Origin of the sequence: Sphingobium aromaticiconvertens (assembly GCF_037154075.1) — a bacterium.
Taxonomy (GTDB): domain Bacteria; phylum Pseudomonadota; class Alphaproteobacteria; order Sphingomonadales; family Sphingomonadaceae; genus Sphingobium; species Sphingobium aromaticiconvertens.
In genome coordinates, this window is the sequence record NZ_JBANRJ010000001.1 from 840,187 (window position 1) to 857,840 (window position 17,654).

The 17,654-nt window shown below is 61.5% G+C and carries 14 protein-coding genes, 1 tRNA gene and 1 pseudogene; 8 read left to right on the forward strand and 8 right to left on the reverse strand.

Features of this window, described 5'->3' with window-relative positions; all coding sequences use genetic code 11:
* Positions 1-194 precede the first annotated feature (194 nt).
* From WFR25_RS04180 to WFR25_RS04205, 6 genes and pseudogenes are all read right to left on the reverse strand, one after another.
* Positions 195-955, reverse strand: a protein-coding gene (locus WFR25_RS04180; protein ID WP_156028742.1) for an IS5 family transposase whose coding sequence is annotated in 2 segments (ribosomal slippage) — positions 195-622 and positions 622-955 — 762 coding nt in all. Because the reading frame shifts where the segments join, the coding sequence is not laid out codon by codon here.
* 126 nt (positions 956-1,081) lie between these two features.
* Complete coding sequence (locus WFR25_RS04185) at positions 1,082-1,312, reverse strand: ACT domain-containing protein (RefSeq protein ID WP_336968827.1); 231 nt, start codon at positions 1,310-1,312, stop codon at positions 1,082-1,084.
* A gap of 70 nt (positions 1,313-1,382) precedes the next feature.
* Complete coding sequence (locus WFR25_RS04190) at positions 1,383-1,520, reverse strand: hypothetical protein (protein WP_336968828.1); 138 nt, start codon at positions 1,518-1,520, stop codon at positions 1,383-1,385.
* A gap of 49 nt (positions 1,521-1,569) precedes the next feature.
* On the reverse strand, positions 1,570-2,280 hold the full coding sequence (locus tag WFR25_RS04195) for a hypothetical protein (protein WP_336968830.1): 711 nt from the start codon (positions 2,278-2,280) through the stop codon (positions 1,570-1,572).
* Positions 2,277-3,441, reverse strand: a pseudogene (locus tag WFR25_RS04200) (tyrosine-type recombinase/integrase). Before WFR25_RS04200 ends, WFR25_RS04195 begins: the two are co-directional and overlap by 4 nt.
* Positions 3,442-3,605: 164 nt before the next feature.
* Positions 3,606-3,679 (reverse strand) — tRNA-Cys (locus WFR25_RS04205).
* A gap of 191 nt (positions 3,680-3,870) precedes the next feature.
* Between WFR25_RS04205 and WFR25_RS04210 the strand changes: the two genes are divergently transcribed.
* From WFR25_RS04210 to WFR25_RS04240, 7 genes are all read left to right on the forward strand, one after another.
* Positions 3,871-4,506 (forward strand): protein-L-isoaspartate O-methyltransferase family protein, encoded by a 636-nt coding sequence (locus tag WFR25_RS04210; protein ID WP_336968833.1) that lies wholly within the window; start codon positions 3,871-3,873, stop codon positions 4,504-4,506.
* 52 nt (positions 4,507-4,558) lie between these two features.
* On the forward strand, positions 4,559-6,010 hold the full coding sequence (locus WFR25_RS04215) for a TolC family outer membrane protein (protein WP_336968835.1): 1,452 nt from the start codon (positions 4,559-4,561) through the stop codon (positions 6,008-6,010).
* A gap of 51 nt (positions 6,011-6,061) precedes the next feature.
* Entirely contained in the window at positions 6,062-6,607 is a 546-nt protein-coding gene (locus WFR25_RS04220; RefSeq protein ID WP_336968838.1) for a DUF2497 domain-containing protein, read from the forward strand.
* Positions 6,608-6,650: 43 nt separating this feature from the next.
* On the forward strand, positions 6,651-8,717 hold the full coding sequence (locus WFR25_RS04225) for a S9 family peptidase (protein WP_336968840.1): 2,067 nt from the start codon (positions 6,651-6,653) through the stop codon (positions 8,715-8,717).
* 72 nt (positions 8,718-8,789) lie between these two features.
* On the forward strand, positions 8,790-9,380 hold the full coding sequence (locus WFR25_RS04230; protein WP_336968843.1) for an energy transducer TonB: 591 nt from the start codon (positions 8,790-8,792) through the stop codon (positions 9,378-9,380).
* 61 nt (positions 9,381-9,441) lie between these two features.
* Positions 9,442-12,072 (forward strand): valine--tRNA ligase, encoded by a 2,631-nt coding sequence (locus WFR25_RS04235; RefSeq protein WP_336968846.1) that lies wholly within the window; start codon positions 9,442-9,444, stop codon positions 12,070-12,072.
* Positions 12,073-12,156: 84 nt separating this feature from the next.
* On the forward strand, positions 12,157-13,611 hold the full coding sequence (locus WFR25_RS04240; protein WP_336968848.1) for an MATE family efflux transporter: 1,455 nt from the start codon (positions 12,157-12,159) through the stop codon (positions 13,609-13,611).
* A gap of 5 nt (positions 13,612-13,616) precedes the next feature.
* On the opposite strand, the gene WFR25_RS04245 is transcribed toward WFR25_RS04240, so the two are convergent.
* Positions 13,617-15,275: an ATP-binding protein gene (locus WFR25_RS04245; RefSeq protein WP_336968851.1), complete on the reverse strand. Its 1,659-nt coding sequence runs from the start codon at positions 15,273-15,275 to the stop codon at positions 13,617-13,619.
* Positions 15,276-15,516: 241 nt separating this feature from the next.
* On the opposite strand from WFR25_RS04245, the gene WFR25_RS04250 reads away from it, so the two are divergent.
* Positions 15,517-16,599 carry an acyltransferase family protein gene (locus WFR25_RS04250; protein WP_336968853.1) on the forward strand — a complete coding sequence of 361 codons (1,083 nt, stop codon included), beginning with the start codon at positions 15,517-15,519 and terminating at the stop codon, positions 16,597-16,599.
* Here WFR25_RS04250 and WFR25_RS04255 read toward each other — a convergent pair.
* Complete coding sequence (locus tag WFR25_RS04255) at positions 16,596-17,600, reverse strand: LLM class flavin-dependent oxidoreductase (RefSeq protein ID WP_336968855.1); 1,005 nt, start codon at positions 17,598-17,600, stop codon at positions 16,596-16,598. The two genes, WFR25_RS04250 and WFR25_RS04255, sit on opposite strands and share 4 nt — an antisense overlap.
* Positions 17,601-17,654: the final 54 nt, after the last annotated feature.

Below are 17,654 nucleotides of genomic sequence, written 5' to 3' on the forward strand. Positions count from 1 at the left end.
ATGACGCCGGGCATCTCCTGGCGATTCTAGCCGTTGCGGAATGGCGGGTTTCAAAAGGCTCAAGTCTAATAGCCGACATTACAAGCGCCAATCGCCGCATGATTGAGGCGAAGGAATCCGGGTAATATCAACGAGGACATGACTCAAAATCAAAGGCGTATGAATTAACCAAGATTCCAACCTAGGGTCAGGACTCATTGATTGATCCAGAATATAACGGTCGCGGCGATGCAGATGGCGGACATGAAGGTATGGGCGCAACGATCGTAGCGCGTGTGGATGCGCCGCCAGTCCTTGATCCTGCCGAACATATTCTCGACTTTGTGCCGCTGTCTATAGAGCGCCGTGTCGTGTGGAATGGGCACTTTCCGGTTCCCCTTTGACGGGATGCAGGCCGTGATCTTGCGGTCGGCCAGTGCCGCGCGGAACCAGTCGGCGTCATAGCCCTTGTCGCCCAGCAGGACCTTTGCCTTCGGGAAGGCATCGATCATCAGTGCAGCGCCCTTATAATCGCTCATCTGCCCTTCACTGAGCAGCATGATGAGCGGTCGGCCTTTGCCATCGCATACGGCATGTAGCTTGGAGTTCAGGCCGCCTTTGGTGCGTCCGATACGTCGGGGAACATCCCCTTTTTAAGCAGGCTTGCCGCCGTCCGGTGTGCTTTCAGGTGGGTTGCATCGATCATCAACTGGTCGGGCTTGCCGCCCTTTGCTGCCAAGCCAGCGAAGATTTTGTTGAACACGCCGAGCCTGCTCCAGCGGATGAAACGATTGTAGATCGTCTTGTGTGGGCCATACTCCTTGGGCGCGTCGCGCCACATCAGCCCGTGCTTGATGACGTAAATGATCCCAGACACTATCCGCCGATCATCCACTCTTGGCACCCCATGAGACAAGGGAAAATACGGCTCGATCCGGCGCATCTGCGCCTCACTCAGCAGAAACGGAACATCCATCGGCAGCGCCTCCTAACGCTGCTATTGAATCAACCCATCACCCAATGCGCAAGCAATTTAACAGGTCCTGACCCTAGGATTGGGCGGGGTATCGGTAAGTAAGCCGCGTAATTTCGACCGTTGCATTCATCGCGCTAAGTGCTTTTCAAATGCGGCGTTGATAGCTTTGCATAGCCGCTCGAAGCGCGCTTCGCTGTCCGCTGGCAGAACCGACGACGGATCGGTTGCCATCTTCTGCAAGAACAGCCGCGACGGTCGCGTCTTGTGGAACGGAATGGACAGGGTTTCGAAGGCAGCTTCAAACCGCCGGGCGATACGAGGAATGTGGGCATTCAATTCCAGTGTCTTGCCTCTCAATTCCTTCGCATAGGTTTCGCGAACAAGCTTCTCGTATACCGCAGGGTCGAGAAGGTCTTCAATGTCGGCTTCAGAGGGGGGCGTTAATGTCCTGCTGTCCCTTTATTTCCGGGTAGTCTTCGAGGAACATAAATTTTGGAAGCCGTTGGATAATCCAGTTACGTGCCTTCTTATGCGCCTCTTCGTTGCCGGGGATAGCTTCAGCCATTTCCTCCAAAGCTACGACCTTTTGGTCTTGTGCGTCGGTTATTTCGGTATCAGCTGCCGCAAGCGCCTGTCGAAGTGCGGCTAAGGCAGGAGTTGCCGACGCGGCCCATTTTGCGGCGGTCGCGCCTACCCATAGCGAGCACTTTCCCCACGTCGTCGCGATGGAGGAAAATGTCGCCGGGAAGGGAATGGCCGGTCCGGAAGCGCATGACCATCGCTCGATCCGCGCTGTGTTCGGAGAGCAGAAAATATCGCAGTCTGCCGAAAAACTGCCTGCGGTTGAGTAGCACGCGCCTCTTTCCGAAGCGGGGTATGTAATAGGCGCGGGGGCCAGATGCCTTCTGTAGAAAGCCCAGAAATTCCTCAAAATGCCGATCTGGAGCGTGGGGCAAATCCAAAGGAGCGTCCGGGGTCTTCAAGCCATATTGGTAGACCTGTCGCCAGATATGGGGAGCTGCCGTGGCGGCGAGGGTTGTCAAAGTAAGGAAGGAAAAAAGATTTGCCGAATTGGAAGGCACTGAAATCAGCAGGCCGATCAGGAATATGGCGAACAAAAAGCCAAAGATCATGCTGACGAGGAACGCGCCATTATAGTAGCGTGCAAAGGGCGGCTTTGCCTGATTGATGACAGCAGCGTTGACCTTCAAGCCTTCGTCCAGGTCGTCCGACGTGAATTGCGCCAAGGCTTTCCAGAGCGGAATATTTTCGCAATCATCCCCGTCTGCAAAGATTTTCCATCCTTCACCGGGGCCGCCCGTCATCTGTTTCCGCCTTTTCGCAGTTCATCCATATAGTCGCTCCACCACTGCGCCATTTCAACACGTTCGGCCCAATAGGCGGACTGATTATATATGCGACGCACAGACCCCGCCACCATATGTGCCAGCGCTCGCTCGATGGCATCCGGGTTCCATTTGCCGGATTCGTTCGCCGTCATTTGCTCTTTTGAATAACCCATCCGCCGCAACGCCGCGTTGATGGTATTATCGCTGATCGGCCTTGCTCTGGTTCGGATTGAAGGGAACACATAGCGCCCGGAGCCGGATAAGGATCGCATGGCTTTCAGGATCGCGAGAGCCTGCCGGGATAGAGGCACCGAATGGGGCTGGCGCATTTTCATCTTCGCTACCGGGATCGTCCAGACCGCTTTTTCGAAATCGACCTCCGCCCATTCCATTTGCCGCAATTCGCCCGGACGCTGGAAGACATGGGGTGTAAGTTTCAGGGCATACATGACGGCGGGATCGCCATGATAATCTTCGATAGCGCGCAGGAGGGCACCGAACTCGTTCGGATCGATGATCGCGGCGAAGCGCTTGACCCTCGGCGTGGTCAACGCACCTATCAGAAGTTGCGCTGGATCCCGTTCGGCACGCGCCGTTGCGACCGCAAAGCGAAAAACGCGGCTGGCAAAGGCGCGCAGGAGATTGGCGGTTTCCAAGCGGCCACGCCGTTCATGCTTTTGCAGTTCATGAAGAAGTTCCTGAGGCGTGATATTCGGTGACAGGGCGCTTCCCAAAGTCTGCCCCCATCAGTTTCACAAACCAGCGCATCTTCTCCAGCGTTGGCTCTGCCAGCCCCTCACGCGATTTCTTCTCTATCAATTCCTCGGCCACGCTAGCGAAACTGTTGCTGGCTCGAATGCTCGCCTCGATGCGGGCTTGCCGCTTGGCTACATTAGGATCGACCGCGTGAGCCAGTTGCCTGCGGGCTGCATCCCGGGCAGCGCGCGCCTAAGCCAGCGTAATCTCCGGATACGCCCACAGCGCCAGCTTCCGCTCCACGCCGTTCATGTGGTATTGGATTCGCCACAGCTTGCTGCCCCTTGGGTTGACGAGCAAATACAAACCTTGGGAGTCAGCGACCTTGTAAGGCTTGTCTGCGGGCTTGGCATTTCGGATAGCGGTATCGGTTAGCGCCATTGGGGGCCTCGATTCTGCTGGAGCCAAGTGGGCCCCCAAATTAGGCCCCCTTCATCCGCAATTGCAGGCAAACAGGGGCACCCGCTGACAATCAGCGAATGCACATAAACTAGCGGAAATCAGGGGTTTTTTCAACTATTGGCAGGCGTCGCCAGACAGGATTTTGGAGGCCCGAGCCGGAATCGAACCGGCGTGCAAGGATTTGCAGTCCTCTGCGTAACCACTCCGCCATCGGGCCATCCGGTGGTGGGGCGTCGCAAATGTGCGGCTTTGGCGCCAAAGTCAAGCATGTCCGCTTCCACCTTTGCGAAGATTCTCGCCGCTCGGGGTGCAAAGCCGCTTGGCGTGGCCTTTCGGGTGATTTAGAGGTCCGTTGATCTCCATAGTGTATTGCGTTGTCAATACAGTTGTGCCAAGCGAGGAACCGTCGTGACCGAGCAAAATTTTTCATCCATGCGCGCCGCAATGGTCGAGAGCCAACTTCGCACCAGCGATGTTGATGACACGCGCGTGATTGCGGTGATGGCGCGGACCCCGCGGGAGGCATATGTGCCTGCCGCCCGCCGTTCCATGGCCTATATCGACCGCCCCGTCCCGCTGGAGGGTGGCCGCGCGCTTAACCCGCCGCTGGCGACCGGACGGCTGTTGAGCGAGCTGCGGATCGCGCCCGGTGAAACGGTGCTGCTGATCGGCGCGGCCACCGGCTATTGCGCGGCGCTGCTGGCCGCGTTGGGAGCGAAAGTCACAGCGGTCGAGGAAGAGGGCGGCCCTGAAACGGTGGCGACCGACGGCGTTACGCTGGTCCGGGGATCGTTGGCTGGTGGTGCGTCCGCGTCCGCGCCTTATGATGTCCTACTGATCGACGGCGCGGTGGCGGAAGTGCCCGCCGCAATCGTTGAGCAGCTTGCCGAGGGCGCGCGGGTCGCCACGGGCTTGGTTGAACGGGGTGTTACGCGCCTGTGCACGGGCCGAAAGGTTGCCGGGGCGCTGGGGCTTGCCAGCCTGGTCGACATGGAAATGGTTATCTTGCCGGGTTTTGCGGCGCCGGAGCGTTTCGTTTTCTGAGTAAAAGACGTTTTTTCTGAATAAAGACGTTTTCTAAATAAGACTGGGGCCCATGACAGCAAAGCGCATTTCCTTCCCGCGTTCGGTCGCGACAGCCTTGCTGCTGGTTTCCACGTCTCTGGGCGCACCGGCTATGGCGGGCACGCTTCAGGAAGCCTTGGTCAAGGCCTATCGCAGCAATCCGACGCTGACAGCAACGCGCGCCGGGCAGCGGGCCACGGATGAGAATGTGCCGATTCAGAAGGCGGCGGGGCGGCCTGCGGCAAGGGCACAGGCGCAGTTTCAGGAACTGCTGGTCAGGCCTGTGGCGGGACTGAGCTTCAACCAGCCGCATCGCTCGCTTTCGGGAACGGGAAGTGTCGAGGTGCCCATCTATCAGGGTGGAGCAGTCCGCAATGGCGTCAAGGCGGCGGAAATCCGGGTCGAGGCGGGGCAGGCCAATCTGCGCGCGACAGAGGCGAGCATCTTCTCGCAGGTCGTCGCCGCCTATATGGATGTCATTCGTGACGGTGCGATCGTCGCGCTCAACCGCGCCAATGTGAATGTGCTGGACGTCAACCTTCAGGCCAGTAACGATCGGTTCGAGGTCGGCGACCTGACCCGCACCGACGTGGCCCAGTCCGAATCGCGTCTCGCGCTGGCCCGTTCGGATTTGCAGACGGCCCAAGCGAACCTCATTGCCAGCCGGGAAAACTACATCGCCTTGGTGGGCGAAGCGCCCGACGATCTTCAGCCGCCGCCAGCGTTGCCGGGCCTGCCCGCCACGCCGGAAGCAGCGGTCCAGGTCGCACTGATCGACAATCCCGACATACTGGCGGCAAAGAAGGCGCATGACGCCGCGCGTTATGATGTAAAGGTTGCGAAGGCTGGGGTTCAGCCCACATTGTCGGGCTTTGTCCAGGGCAGCTACACCACCTATCTCGATCTCGAACTGGACAAGAACAAGAGTGCGGCCGCTGGCGCCACGCTGACCATTCCCCTCTATCAGGGTGGCCGCCCGGCCGCGCAGGTCCGTCAGAGCCAGGCCTTCGAGTCGCAGGCGATCGAGCAGGAAATCGGCACCGAACGCGGGGTCATCGCCCAGGCCCGCGCTGCTTATGCGAGTTGGCAGGCGTCGCTGCTGACGATCCAGTCTAGCCAGAAAGCGGTCGATGCGACCGGCCTGTCGCTGGAGGGCGTGCGTGCCGAAAATTCGGTCGGCAGCCGCACGATCCTCGATATCCTCAATGCCGAGCAGGAAGCGCTGACCGCGCGCGTTGAACTGGTTTCGGCACGGCGCAACGCCTATGTCGCGGGCTTTAGTCTGCTGGCCGCGATGGGCCATGCGGAGGCCAAGAACCTGGGGCTGGAGGGCGGCGCGCTCTATGATCCGATGGTCAATTACGACCGGGTCGAAGGCAAATGGTGGGATTGGGACTATGACAAGGCGCCCATGCCCGTCGCTACGCGCACCGTTGACACGCCGCCCCAAAACGCCAATGTGAGCGATCAGGCGGCCCAGTAACCTTTTGTGTTAACGATCGGCCGCCCTGAATACAGGGGCATGAAAGCGGCGATGGGTGACATGAGCAAGGAACCATCGATGGAGGAGATTCTTTCCTCGATCAAGCGCATCATCGCCGAGGAAGGCGAGGAGGCTGTCCAGGCCGCCGCCCCCCGGCGCGGTCGCGCAGCGTCCGTGTCGGACCATCTACCCGAAGAGATCGCCGTGCCTTCGCCCGAACCGCTTTCTGAATCGAAGGTCGAGCCAGAAGCGTGCAGCGAAGAAGTGCTGGAGCTGACCGACGAGATCATGGAGGAGCCTGTGTCCACCCGAAAAGCTGCGACTGAGGCTGCTTCGGTGCCCGCCGCACAGGAGCGTGAGGAGGCTGCAACTGATCCTTCGTCGATCCTGTCGGTAGAAAGCGAGATAGCCGCGCGCCAGTCGCTCTCCGCTCTGTCGTCCATGCTGGTGACCCCGGCTGAAGGGGTGGACAACACGCTCGACGGCCTCGTCCGCGCGATGCTGCGCCCGATGCTCAAGGACTGGCTGGACGCTCGCCTGCCGTCGCTGGTCGAAGAGATGGTAGCCAAGGAAATTTCCCGCATTACCAACCGCTAAAGTCCCGCTTGCCCCTCATTCGGGCGGGGCATAGGGTGGCGCCATGATAAAGCCACTTGCCGGGGCACTCGCCCTTCTCGCCGCCACGACCGCTTTTGCCCTGTCATCCGCACCAGCCGCCGCGCGTCCCTTCACCCCGCGCGACATGGTCGGCCTCAGCCGGATTGCGTCCCCGGCGGCGTCGCCCGACGGCAAATGGCTTGCCTATCAGTTGCGCGTCACCGACCTTGCCGCCAATCGTGGCCGCACCGATCTCTATCTCCTGTCGCTCGAAGGGAAGGGAACCAAGCCGCGCCTGATCGCGTCTGTCCCTGAACATAACGAAGGCTCGCCGGTCTTCTCCCCCGACGGCGCTTCACTCTATTATCTGTCCAACGCCAGTGGCGATGACCAGTTATGGCGCGCGCCGCTCGCCGGTGGCCAGCCTGTGCAGGTGACGACCGTGCCCGGCGGTATTGCGGGTTTCCTGCTCAGCCCCGCCGCCGACAAGGTCGCGCTGTGGACCGACCGTCCGGTCGGCGCCCGCACCATCGCCGACGCCAAGCCAGCAGAGGCGAACCCCAATAAGGGTAGCGGTCGGGTTTATGACCAACTGTTCGTGCGCCATTGGGACACATGGAGCGATGGCCAGCGCGCGCAGATTTTCGTGATGCCGATTACGGGCGGCGATGCTGTCTCGGTCATGGGCAAGCTGGTGGGTGACGCGCCGTCCAAACCCTTTGGCGGCGTGGAAGAACTGGCCTGGAGCAAGGACGGCAAGACGCTGTTCTTTGCCCTGCGCGAAGCGGGGCGGATCGAGCCGCTCTCCACCAATCTCGACATTTTCGCTGCGCCCGCTGACGGCAGCGGCGCGCCTGTCAACCTTACGGACGCAAACGACGCGACCGACACCATGCCCGCTGTCTCGCCCGATGGTCAGTGGCTCGCTTATGGCGCGATGGCGCGGCCGGGCTATGAGAGCGACCGGCTGGTCCTGATGCTCCGCAACCTTGCCAGTGGAGAGACGCGGGCGCTGACGCAGGATTGGGATCGCTCTGTCAGTTCGATCGCCTGGGAGGCCGATGGCAAATCCGTCCTCGTCACCGCTGACGAAGTGCTCGATCATCCCGTCTTCCGGGTTGCGGTCGCCGATGGGAAAGTCACGCGACTGACGCAGCGTGGCCATGTCGGATCGGTCACGCCGCTGGCCGGTGGCGGCTTCGTCTATGCGCTCGATTCCATCCAGTTCCCCGCCGACTTCTGGAAAATGCCCGTAAAGGGCGGCAAGCCCCTTCGCCTCACCGCGGTCAACGCGGACCGCCTTGCTGACGTCGATGATGTCAGCGTCGAACGGTTCAGCTTCAAGGGCGCGAATGGCGACACGGTCTGGGGCCAGATCATCAAGCCCCTATCCTCTGCAAAGGAGCGCGCGACCGGCAAGCTCCCCACCGCCTATCTGGTCCATGGCGGGCCGCAGGGCAGCTTCAACGATAGCTGGTCCTACCGCTGGAACCCCAAGGCGTTCGCCGCCCATGGCATGGCCGCTGTAACCGTCGATTTCCATGGCAGCACCGGCTATGGTCAGGCCTTCACCGACAGCATCCAGAAGGATTGGGGCGGCAAGCCGCTCGAAGACCTGAAGCTCGGCCTCGCTGCCGCCGTCGCGAAGGATGCGACCGTCGATAGCGCGAACGCCTGCGCGCTGGGCGCCAGCTATGGCGGCTATATGATGAACTGGATCGCGGGCGTCTGGCCCGATGGCTTCAAATGCCTGGTCCAGCATGACGGCGTATTCGACGCCCGCGCCATGGCCTATGAGACGGAAGAACTCTGGTTCGACGAGCGCGAACATGGCGGCCCCTATTATGAGCAGGCCGCCGAATATGAGAAATGGAACCCGGTCGCCCATGTGACCGCGTGGAAAACGCCGATGCTGGTCGTCACCTCCGAAAAGGACTTCCGCATCCCCTATACGCAGGGGCTGGCCGCCTTCACCGCGCTCCAGCGGCGCAATATCTCGTCCAAACTGCTCATCTTCCCGGACGAGAATCATTGGGTGTTGAAGCCGAAAAACTCGCTCCAATGGTATGACGAGGTGCTGGCCTGGACCGACAAGTGGACGGGGAAGTGATGCGTGCTTCACATGAAATCGTCACAAATGTCATTAATACGGATTCGAAACGAACTGAAATGACATTTTGCGATGCGCCGAATAATTGCGACGATCCTGTTTCTGGCCTCTGGTGTAACGACTGCCTTCGCCAGCGATCCTGTTGGACCGGTTCCACGCGGATCTCCATCAGACTGGATCAAGGATGATGATTACCCCAGCGCGGAGCGCGCAAAGGGCGTGACGGGGGCGAGCGGCTTCCGCCTGCTCGTCGGGTCGGATGGCAGCGTCAAGGACTGCGTGATTAGCAGCAGCAGTGGTTCCCCCGTGCTGGACGCGACCGCTTGTGCGTTGCTCAAGGCGCGGGCCTCCTTCGCGCCGGGGCGGGACGCCACGGGGAAGAAGGTGGAATCCATCTTCAGCAGCCGGGTATCGTGGGTTTTGCCGGCAGGATTTCCGATCAACCTTCCCGAACCCCGATCCCTCACGGTGCTGGTCGATGTCAGTAAAGAGGGGGTTGTGGAAAAATGCACGGTGGAAAAATCCGTCGATTTTACGACGCCATCCGATCCATGCGTGCAATATCCTGTCGGCCGCAAGGGGGCGTCGTTTATCGGCAAGGACGGAAAGCCAATCGCCGTGCGGTTCGTCAACAGGATGACGAACGAGGTTCAGGCGCGTTGACCGGCGCGTCATCATGGTGTTGACTATTTGATCTTCGCGCCTGTGCCGCTAAAGCCCAGCCATGACTGATCTGCCCAAAACATTCGACCCCGCCGAAATCGAAGCCCGCTGGTACGCCCATTGGGAGGAGAAGGGCCTGTTCCGCCCGGAACGCCCTGACGCTGTGCCCTTCACCATCGTCAACCCGCCGCCGAACGTGACGGGCAGCCTGCACATCGGCCATGCGCTCGACAATACGTTGCAGGATGTGGTGATCCGGTACGAACGGCTGCGCGGCAAGGATGCGCTGTGGGTCGTGGGCACCGACCATGCGGGCATCGCCACCCAGATGGTGGTCGAGCGGCAACTGAACGCCGCCGGACAGAAGCGCACCGACTTCACCCGCAAGCAGTTTGTCGACAAGGTGTGGGAATGGAAGGCGGAAAGCGGCGGCGCGATCACGCGCCAGCTACGCCGTCTGGGCTGCTCGATGGACTGGGCGAATGAGCGGTTCACGATGGACGAGGGCTTTTCGAAGGCCGTCGTCAAGGTGTTCGTGGAGCTGCACCAGCGCGGGCTGCTCTATCGCGACAAGCGGCTCGTCAACTGGGACCCGCATTTCCGCTCCGCCATCTCCGACCTTGAGGTGGAGACGAAGGAGACGAACGGGAAATTCTGGCATTTCTCCTACCCGCTGGAGGATGGATCGGGCACGGTCTCGGTCGCGACCACGCGCCCTGAAACGATGCTGGCGGACATGGCCGTAGCCGTGAACCCGACCGACGAGCGCTATGCCGCGCTGGTCGGCAAGAAGGTGCGCCTGCCGATCACCGGTCGCCTGATCCCGATCGTCACCGACGATTATGCCGACCCGGAACTGGGCAGCGGCGCGGTCAAGATTACCCCCGGCCACGACTTCAACGATTTCGAGGTGGGCAAGCGCGCAGGCTTCAAGGCTGGCGACATGCTCAACATGCTCGATGCCGACGCAAGGGTGATCCAGACCAGCGATGGCCTGATCCCCGACGCCTATCTGGGCCTCGACCGGTTCGAGGCGCGCAAGGTGGTCGTCGACGCCATCGAGGCGGCGGGCCTGCTGGAACGGATCGAGGATCGCGTGATCCAGACCCCTTATGGCGACCGCTCCGGCGTGGTCATCGAACCCTGGCTGACCGACCAATGGTATGTCGATGCCGACACGCTGGCCAAGCCCGCGATCGAAGCGGTGAAGTCAGGCGCGATCGAGATCGTGCCCAAGACCTGGGAAAAGACCTGGTTCAACTGGATGGAAAATATCCAGCCCTGGTGCGTGTCGCGGCAGCTTTGGTGGGGGCATCAGATCCCGGCATGGTTCGACGAGGATGGCATCCCTTACGTCGCGGAAACCGAAGCGGAAGCGCAGGTGCTCGCCGGTAACAAGGCGCTGATCCGCGACCCCGACGTGCTCGACACATGGTTCTCTTCCGCCCTCTGGCCTTTCGCCACGTTGGGCTGGCCGGAGGATGCGGCCAAGGTCGACCGTCATTATCCCAACGACCTGCTGATTTCGGGCTTCGACATTCTCTTCTTCTGGGACGCCCGCATGGCGATGCAGGGGATTGAGTTCATGAAGGAAGTGCCGTGGAAGAAGCTGTATCTCCACGGCCTCGTCCGCGCGGCTGACGGCCAGAAAATGTCGAAGTCGAAGGGCAATGTGGTCGATCCGCTGGGCCTGATCGACCAGTTCGGCGCCGACGCGCTGCGCTTCTTCATGGCCGCCATGGAAAGCCAGGGCCGCGACGTGAAGATGGATGAGAAGCGGGTCGAGGGCTATCGCAACTTCGCGACCAAGCTGTGGAATGCCGCACGCTTCCTTCAGTCGAATGGCGTCGGAGCCTCTGCGTCGATCGCGCCAGCGGAAGTCTTTTCGGCGACATTGCCAGTCAATAAATGGATCATTGGCGAAGTCATGAATACGGTGCAGGCGCTCGATGCAGCCATGGCTGACCTGCGTTTTGATGCCGCCGCCGATACTATCTACCACTTCATCTGGGACCAGTTTTGCGACTGGTATATCGAACTGACGAAGGGCCAGATGGATGACGAGACGAAGGCCGTCGCGGGCTGGGCCTTCGACCAGATACTAGTCATGCTCCACCCCTTCATGCCATTTATAACCGAAGAATTATGGCATGCGATGGGCAGCAGGGAAAAAGACCTGATCGTCGCACAATGGCCTCAGTTGGTTGTCGCGCCGGACATAGAAGCAGGGCAGGAGATCGACTGGCTCATCCGCCTCGTCTCCGCCGTCCGCACCGCGCGCACCGAACTCAACGTGCCACCCGGCGCGAAGATGAAGGCGCATATCCGCGAAGCGGGCGACCTGACCCGCGCCAGGATCGAGCGCCAGACCGCCGCGCTAGGCCGCCTCGCCCGGATCGAGGCGCTGTCCTTCGACCCCGCGCCCGATGGCGGCGCGGCGCAGGTGGTGGTGGATGAAGCCACCTTCGTCCTGCCGCTGGAGGGCGTCATCGATCTTGCTGCCGAAAAGGCCCGTCTCGCCAAGGCGCTGGCCGGAGCGGAGAAGGAACGCGACAGCCTCGCGGGCCGCCTCTCCAACGCGGCCTTCGTCGAAAAGGCCAAGCCCGAGGCGATCGCCAAGGCGCGCGAGGACCATGCCGACAAGACGGCGGAGGCGGACCGGCTCAAGGCGGCGCTGGATCGTCTCGCCTAGGGCGTAAAATCATCGCTCAAGCGCTCTTCCCTCACCCCTACCTGAACCTCTAGAGGGGGAGGGGAACGGGGCAGGGGAGAGCGCATGGCAGGAGCGAAACAAGGCGGGGGCCGCGACCTGACGCAAGGGCCGATCGGCAACACATTGCTGTTCTTTGCGCTGCCTACGCTCGCGTCCAACATCCTCCAGTCGCTCAATGGCTCGATCAATGCGATCTGGGTTGGGCGTTTTCTGGGCGAACAGGCGCTGGCGGCGACGGCCAACGCCAACATCATCATGTTCCTCATGTTCTCTGTTGTGTTCGGCTTCGGCATGGCCTCGACCGTGATGGTCGCGCAGGCCGTTGGCGCGCGCGACATCGACTCGGCCCGGCGCGCCTTTGGCTCTGCGGTCGGTTTTTGCTTCATCCTGTCGATGATCGTCTCGGTCGCTGGCTGGCTGGGCAGCCCGGCGTTGCTGCACATGCTGGCGACCCCACCTGAAGCGTTCGACCTTGCGCTCGTCTATCTGCGGGTGATCTTCGTCGCCATGCCCGCCTCGTTGCTCAGCGTCATGATGATGATGGGCCTGCGCGGGGCGGGCGACGCGCGCACGCCACTCATCTTCATGCTGGTCAGCGTCGGTATCGACATCATCCTGAACCCGGTGCTGATCCTGGGCCTTGGTCCCATTCCCGCTTTCGGTATCGCCGGGTCGGCGGCGGCGACGGCAGCGGCGGGTTTCATCAGTCTGATCTCGCTCATCTTCTACGCCTATCGCAAGGACCTGCCGCTGCGGCTGCGCGGCAGTGAGATGGCCTATCTGCGCCCCGCCGCCGCGCAGATGCGGGTGATGCTGACCAAGGGGCTGCCGATGGGCCTTCAGATGATCGTCATGTCCGCCTCCGGCCTCGTCATGATCGGCCTCGTCAACCGGGAGGGGCTGCTGGTCACGGCCGCCTATGGCGCTTCGCAGCAATTATGGACCTATCTTCAGATGCCCGCGATGGCGATGGGCGCGGCGGTCAGCGCCATGGCGGCGCAAAATGTCGGCGCGGGCCGCTGGGACCGGGTCAGCCGCATCACCGGCTATGGCCTGGGCTATCAATGCCTGATCACCGGCACGATGATCGTCCTGCTGATCGCGTTCGACCGGGCGTTGCTGGCGCTGTTCCTGGGTGGGGACAGCAGCGCGATAGAGGTCGCGCGGCACATGCAACTGCTCGCTAGCTGGAGCTTCCTCTTCTTCGGCTGCACGATGATCTTCTTCGGCGTAATGCGGGCCAATGGCGTGGTGATCGCGCCGTTGATGGTTCTGATCTTCACGCTCTTTGGCGTGCGACTCGCCTTCTACCACCTTGGCTACCCGTCGCTGGGCGCGGACGCGTTGTGGCTCAGTTTCCCGGTCGGGTCGGGCGTGTCCTTCACGCTTGCGGCGTTGCTCTATCTTCAGGGCGGCTGGCGCAAGGCTAAGTTGGTTGTCCCCCCCAGCGAGGAAGAGTGCCGGGAATCGATGAGCGCAGAGTCGGAACCTGCCGGACGGATCGTTCCTGCTGGCTGACGCTATCAGCGCCCCTGATTGCGCCAGCGGGTGATGGTGCGCTCCAATATGTCATGCTCGCCGCCGGCTTCCCGCCACAGCTCGGTAAAGCTGGGATCGCCCGATGCGGGCCGCCGCTCTTCCTCCAGATTGTCCAGGGAGACGCGGATCGGTATGGCCACACCTTCGCCGCAGATGATCGCCTCCCGGTTGCGCAGGGCCGGAATGGAATCAAGGAAGCCGCGCGCGCCTTCGGGCATCGCCGCCTTCACGAACGCCTGATCGCGATCATTGTTGAGGCGCATGGAGATGATGGTGCCGCACTGCGACAAGACACCCTCGGCCAGATCGGAGGGGCGCTGGGTGATGAGGCCGAGGGAAATGCCGTATTTTCGGCCTTCCTTGGCGATCCGCTCCAATATCTTGCGGACGGCCTGACCTGATCCGGTCGTGCTGCTGGGGATATAGCGATGGGCTTCCTCGCAGACGAGCAGGATCGGCCGCTGCGGTTCGTTGCGCGCCCAGATCGCATAGTCGAACACCAGCCGCGACAAGACCGACACCACGGTAGCGGTGATGTCCGAGGGCATGGCCGACACGTCGATGATGGAGATCGGCTTGCCATCCGATGGCAGGCGAAAAATCTTGGCGAGGAAGGCATGCATCGAATCCGCGACCAACATACCGGAGAACATGAAGGAATAACGGGGGTCGGCCTTGATCTCGTCGATCTTGGTCTTCAGGCGCATATAGGGCAGCGATCCCGTGCCCTTTTCTAGTCTTCCCATCTCGTTTTGCAGGGTGGTGGTCAGGTCCGACAGCAGATAGGGGATCGGCGAATCCACCGTCAGCCGGCCGATGCTCTCGGCCAGCCGGTTCTTTGACCGCGCGGCCAGCAGACATTTGGCCAATATATCGCGATCGACCGTCCGATCGGCCCCTTCGGAGGTCACGAACACTTCGCAATGCTCGTCCAGGTTCATCAACCAGTAGGGCAGCGCCAGATTGTTGACGTCGTAGATCGCGCCATTTTTCGAAAAGGCCGCGCCATATTCGCCATGTGGGTCGATCATCACGATATGCCCCTGCGGCGACAGGTCGCAGATGCGGTGGAGGATCAGGGCGGCGCTGGTCGATTTGCCGGTGCCGGTCGATCCCAGCAGCGCGAAATGCTTGCCCAGCATCGAATCGACATAGAGCGCGGCGCGCGTGTCCCTGGTCGGGTAGACAGTGCCGATCTGGACGTGCGGCCGGTTGTCTGCGGCGTAGATTTCTCGCATATCCTGGCTGGACACGGGATGAATTTCAGCGCTCGGCGCGGGATAGCGGGTGACGCCCCGGCGGAATTTGTGAATGCGCCCGGTCAGCGGTTCTTCCTCGCCTTCGCCCAGAAAATCGACATCGGCGATGATGCTGCTCATGTCCTCGCGATCCAGCGCCATGCTGCGTATCGATGCGACCAACCAACTGTGCCCGATCCGCATCTTTACCTGCGAACCGACCTGACCTGCCATCGCGATGCAATTGTCCGTGTCCAGGCTCAATGTTTTCTGGCGCGCTGCGTCGATGATGACCTGCGAACTTGACCCGGCAATCTGGAGTACCATTCCCAGCGGGACGCCCAGATCGGCACGCGCTATTGTCCTCGCGCCCGAAAATTCCGAAGCCCCCGGCATATGAGTCATAAGCCTTCTTATCCCCCTGTTGCCGCGCAAAGCGTCGGCACATTTGCCTGCAATAAGGGGCAGGTGTAAATATTTGCCTTAAAATCCGCGGGAAACGGTTGAGCCACTGATACTAACAAGCGATGCTTGACGAAGCATGGATAGCCGATCCGTTTCGGATCGTTTCCTTTGCCATGCCTATTATTTGGGGAACATGGATCAAGTTGACGCATTGTTCCGACACGACAGCCAGGACGACAATTTGCCTTATATCTTACCGGCCGACCCGGCCCAGCGCTCCGACGCCATATCCATTGCCCGCGTCATCTGCATCCTTGGCGTCGTTTATGTTCATGCCTGGACCGGCCGAAACGGGGTCGAACTGGAAGGGTTGCGCGGGTCGCCCCAGGAAATCTTTCGCTGGATATTGATGGAGGCGATGGGGCGCAGCGCGGTGCCGTTGCTCGGGCTGATCTCCGGCTGGCTGGTGGCAGGGTCGTCCCGTACCCGTAACTGGACCAGTCATGTGGCCCGCAAGATGCGAACCATAGCCGTACCCATGATACTATGGAACGCGATCGGGATTGCCATCGTGTCTGGCGCTGCGCTCACTTTCTCGCTTCAGGCGCCGACGCCCCAAAGCTGGGGATGGGTGGCGCAGGAAATCTTCATCCTCTCCCGCAATCCCGACATCAATGTACAGATGCCGTTCCTGCGCGACCTGTTCCTGTGCATGCTCCTCGCCCCCCTTTTTGTGCGGCTGCCCACGGCGGCGCTGCTAATACTCGCGGTGATCGCCGGGGTCTGTCACATATTGGGTCTTGGACCACCTGTGCTGATGCGCGCCTCCATCCTGTTTTTCTTTCTGATCGGTGTCGTCGCGCAGCGCGCGGGTGTGGCAGACCGGATCGCGGCGTTGCCGTTCTGGCTCTCTGCCCTGCCTTATGCCGTGCTGATGCCGCTGCGCCTCCTGCTTGCCCTTCATGTGGGGCGGGATCCGGGCCATGATCTGGTGCAGACCGTCGATCTGATTGCGCGCGTGGCCGCCGCGCTTTTTTTCTGGCGGCTGTCCTTGTGGCTGGCGGTGCGCCCGCTTGGCAGCGCGTTGCTGCGGATAGAGCCTTACGCCTTCTTCCTCTTTTGCGCGCACCTGATCTTTATCTGGCTGGCGGGGCCGCTGGTGGGCACGCTGACGGGGCCGTTGGGATCGCCGCTCTATCCGCTCTACCTGCTGCTCCAGCCATTATTGATCCTGATCCCGGTGATAGCGCTGGCGACCCTGCTGCGGCGGACCATGCCACCCGTCGCAACTCTATTGAGCGGCGGGCGGCTGGTGCGGGTTTAGGCCGTTTCGCGTACCCGGATCGCCTGTGCCGCCGCCATGGCGATGGCAAAGCTGCGTTTGCGGGCCTCGATGTCGTAGATCGCACTGGTGACGATGATCTCATCCACTTGCGTCCGCGCGATAAAGGCCGTCAGATCCCGTTCGACATCGGCCTGGGTGCCAATGCTCGACACACTCAGAACGTCGCTCAACATATGCAGCGCCTGCGGCGGCAGCGTATCGAGATAATTTTCGACCGGCGGCGGGAAGCGACCCGGCGCGCCCGTCCGCAATCGGACGAAACTCTGCTGCATGGATGTCGCCAGAAGGGCCGCCTCCTGACGGTTATCTGCGGCGAAGATATTATAGCCCGCCATCGCATAGGGTTCCCGCAATTGGGCGGAAGGGCGGAAATCGCGGCGGTAGATTTCCAACGCCTCGTCCAGCGCGGCGGGCGCAAAGTGGGAGGCAAAGGCGTAGGGCAGTCCCAGCGCGGCGGCAAGTTGCGCGCCATACAGGCTGGAGCCGAGTATCCACAATGGCACATCCTCGCCCGCGCCCGGCGTGGCGGTGAAGCCCAGCCGTTCGTCACCCGCGAAGAAGGCCTGCAATTCCATCACGTCGCGCGGAAACTGGTCGGCCCCCCCGGCCAGATTGCGCCGCATCGCCTGCGCGACCCGCTGGTCCGATCCGGGCGCACGGCCCAGTCCCAGGTCCACACGGCCAGGAAACAGCGCGGCCAGCGTCCCGAATTGTTCTGCGATGGCCAGCGGCGCATGGTTGGGCAGCATGATGCCGCCCGCACCAATGCGGATGCGGCTGGTCGCGTGGCCGACATGGGCCAGCACCACCGATGTCGCGGCGGACGCTATGCCCGGCATCCCATGATGCTCGGCGGTCCAGTAGCGTTGATAGCCCAGTTGCTCGACATGGCGCGCCAGATCGGCGGCGTGGGAGAGGGCGGTGGAAACGTCGCTGCCCTCAAGGACAGGAACGAGGTCTAGGACGGATAGCATGGTCATGCGCCCGAATATGGGTGTATGATCCGTTTTATTCCACTACTAAATTTGCAGCGC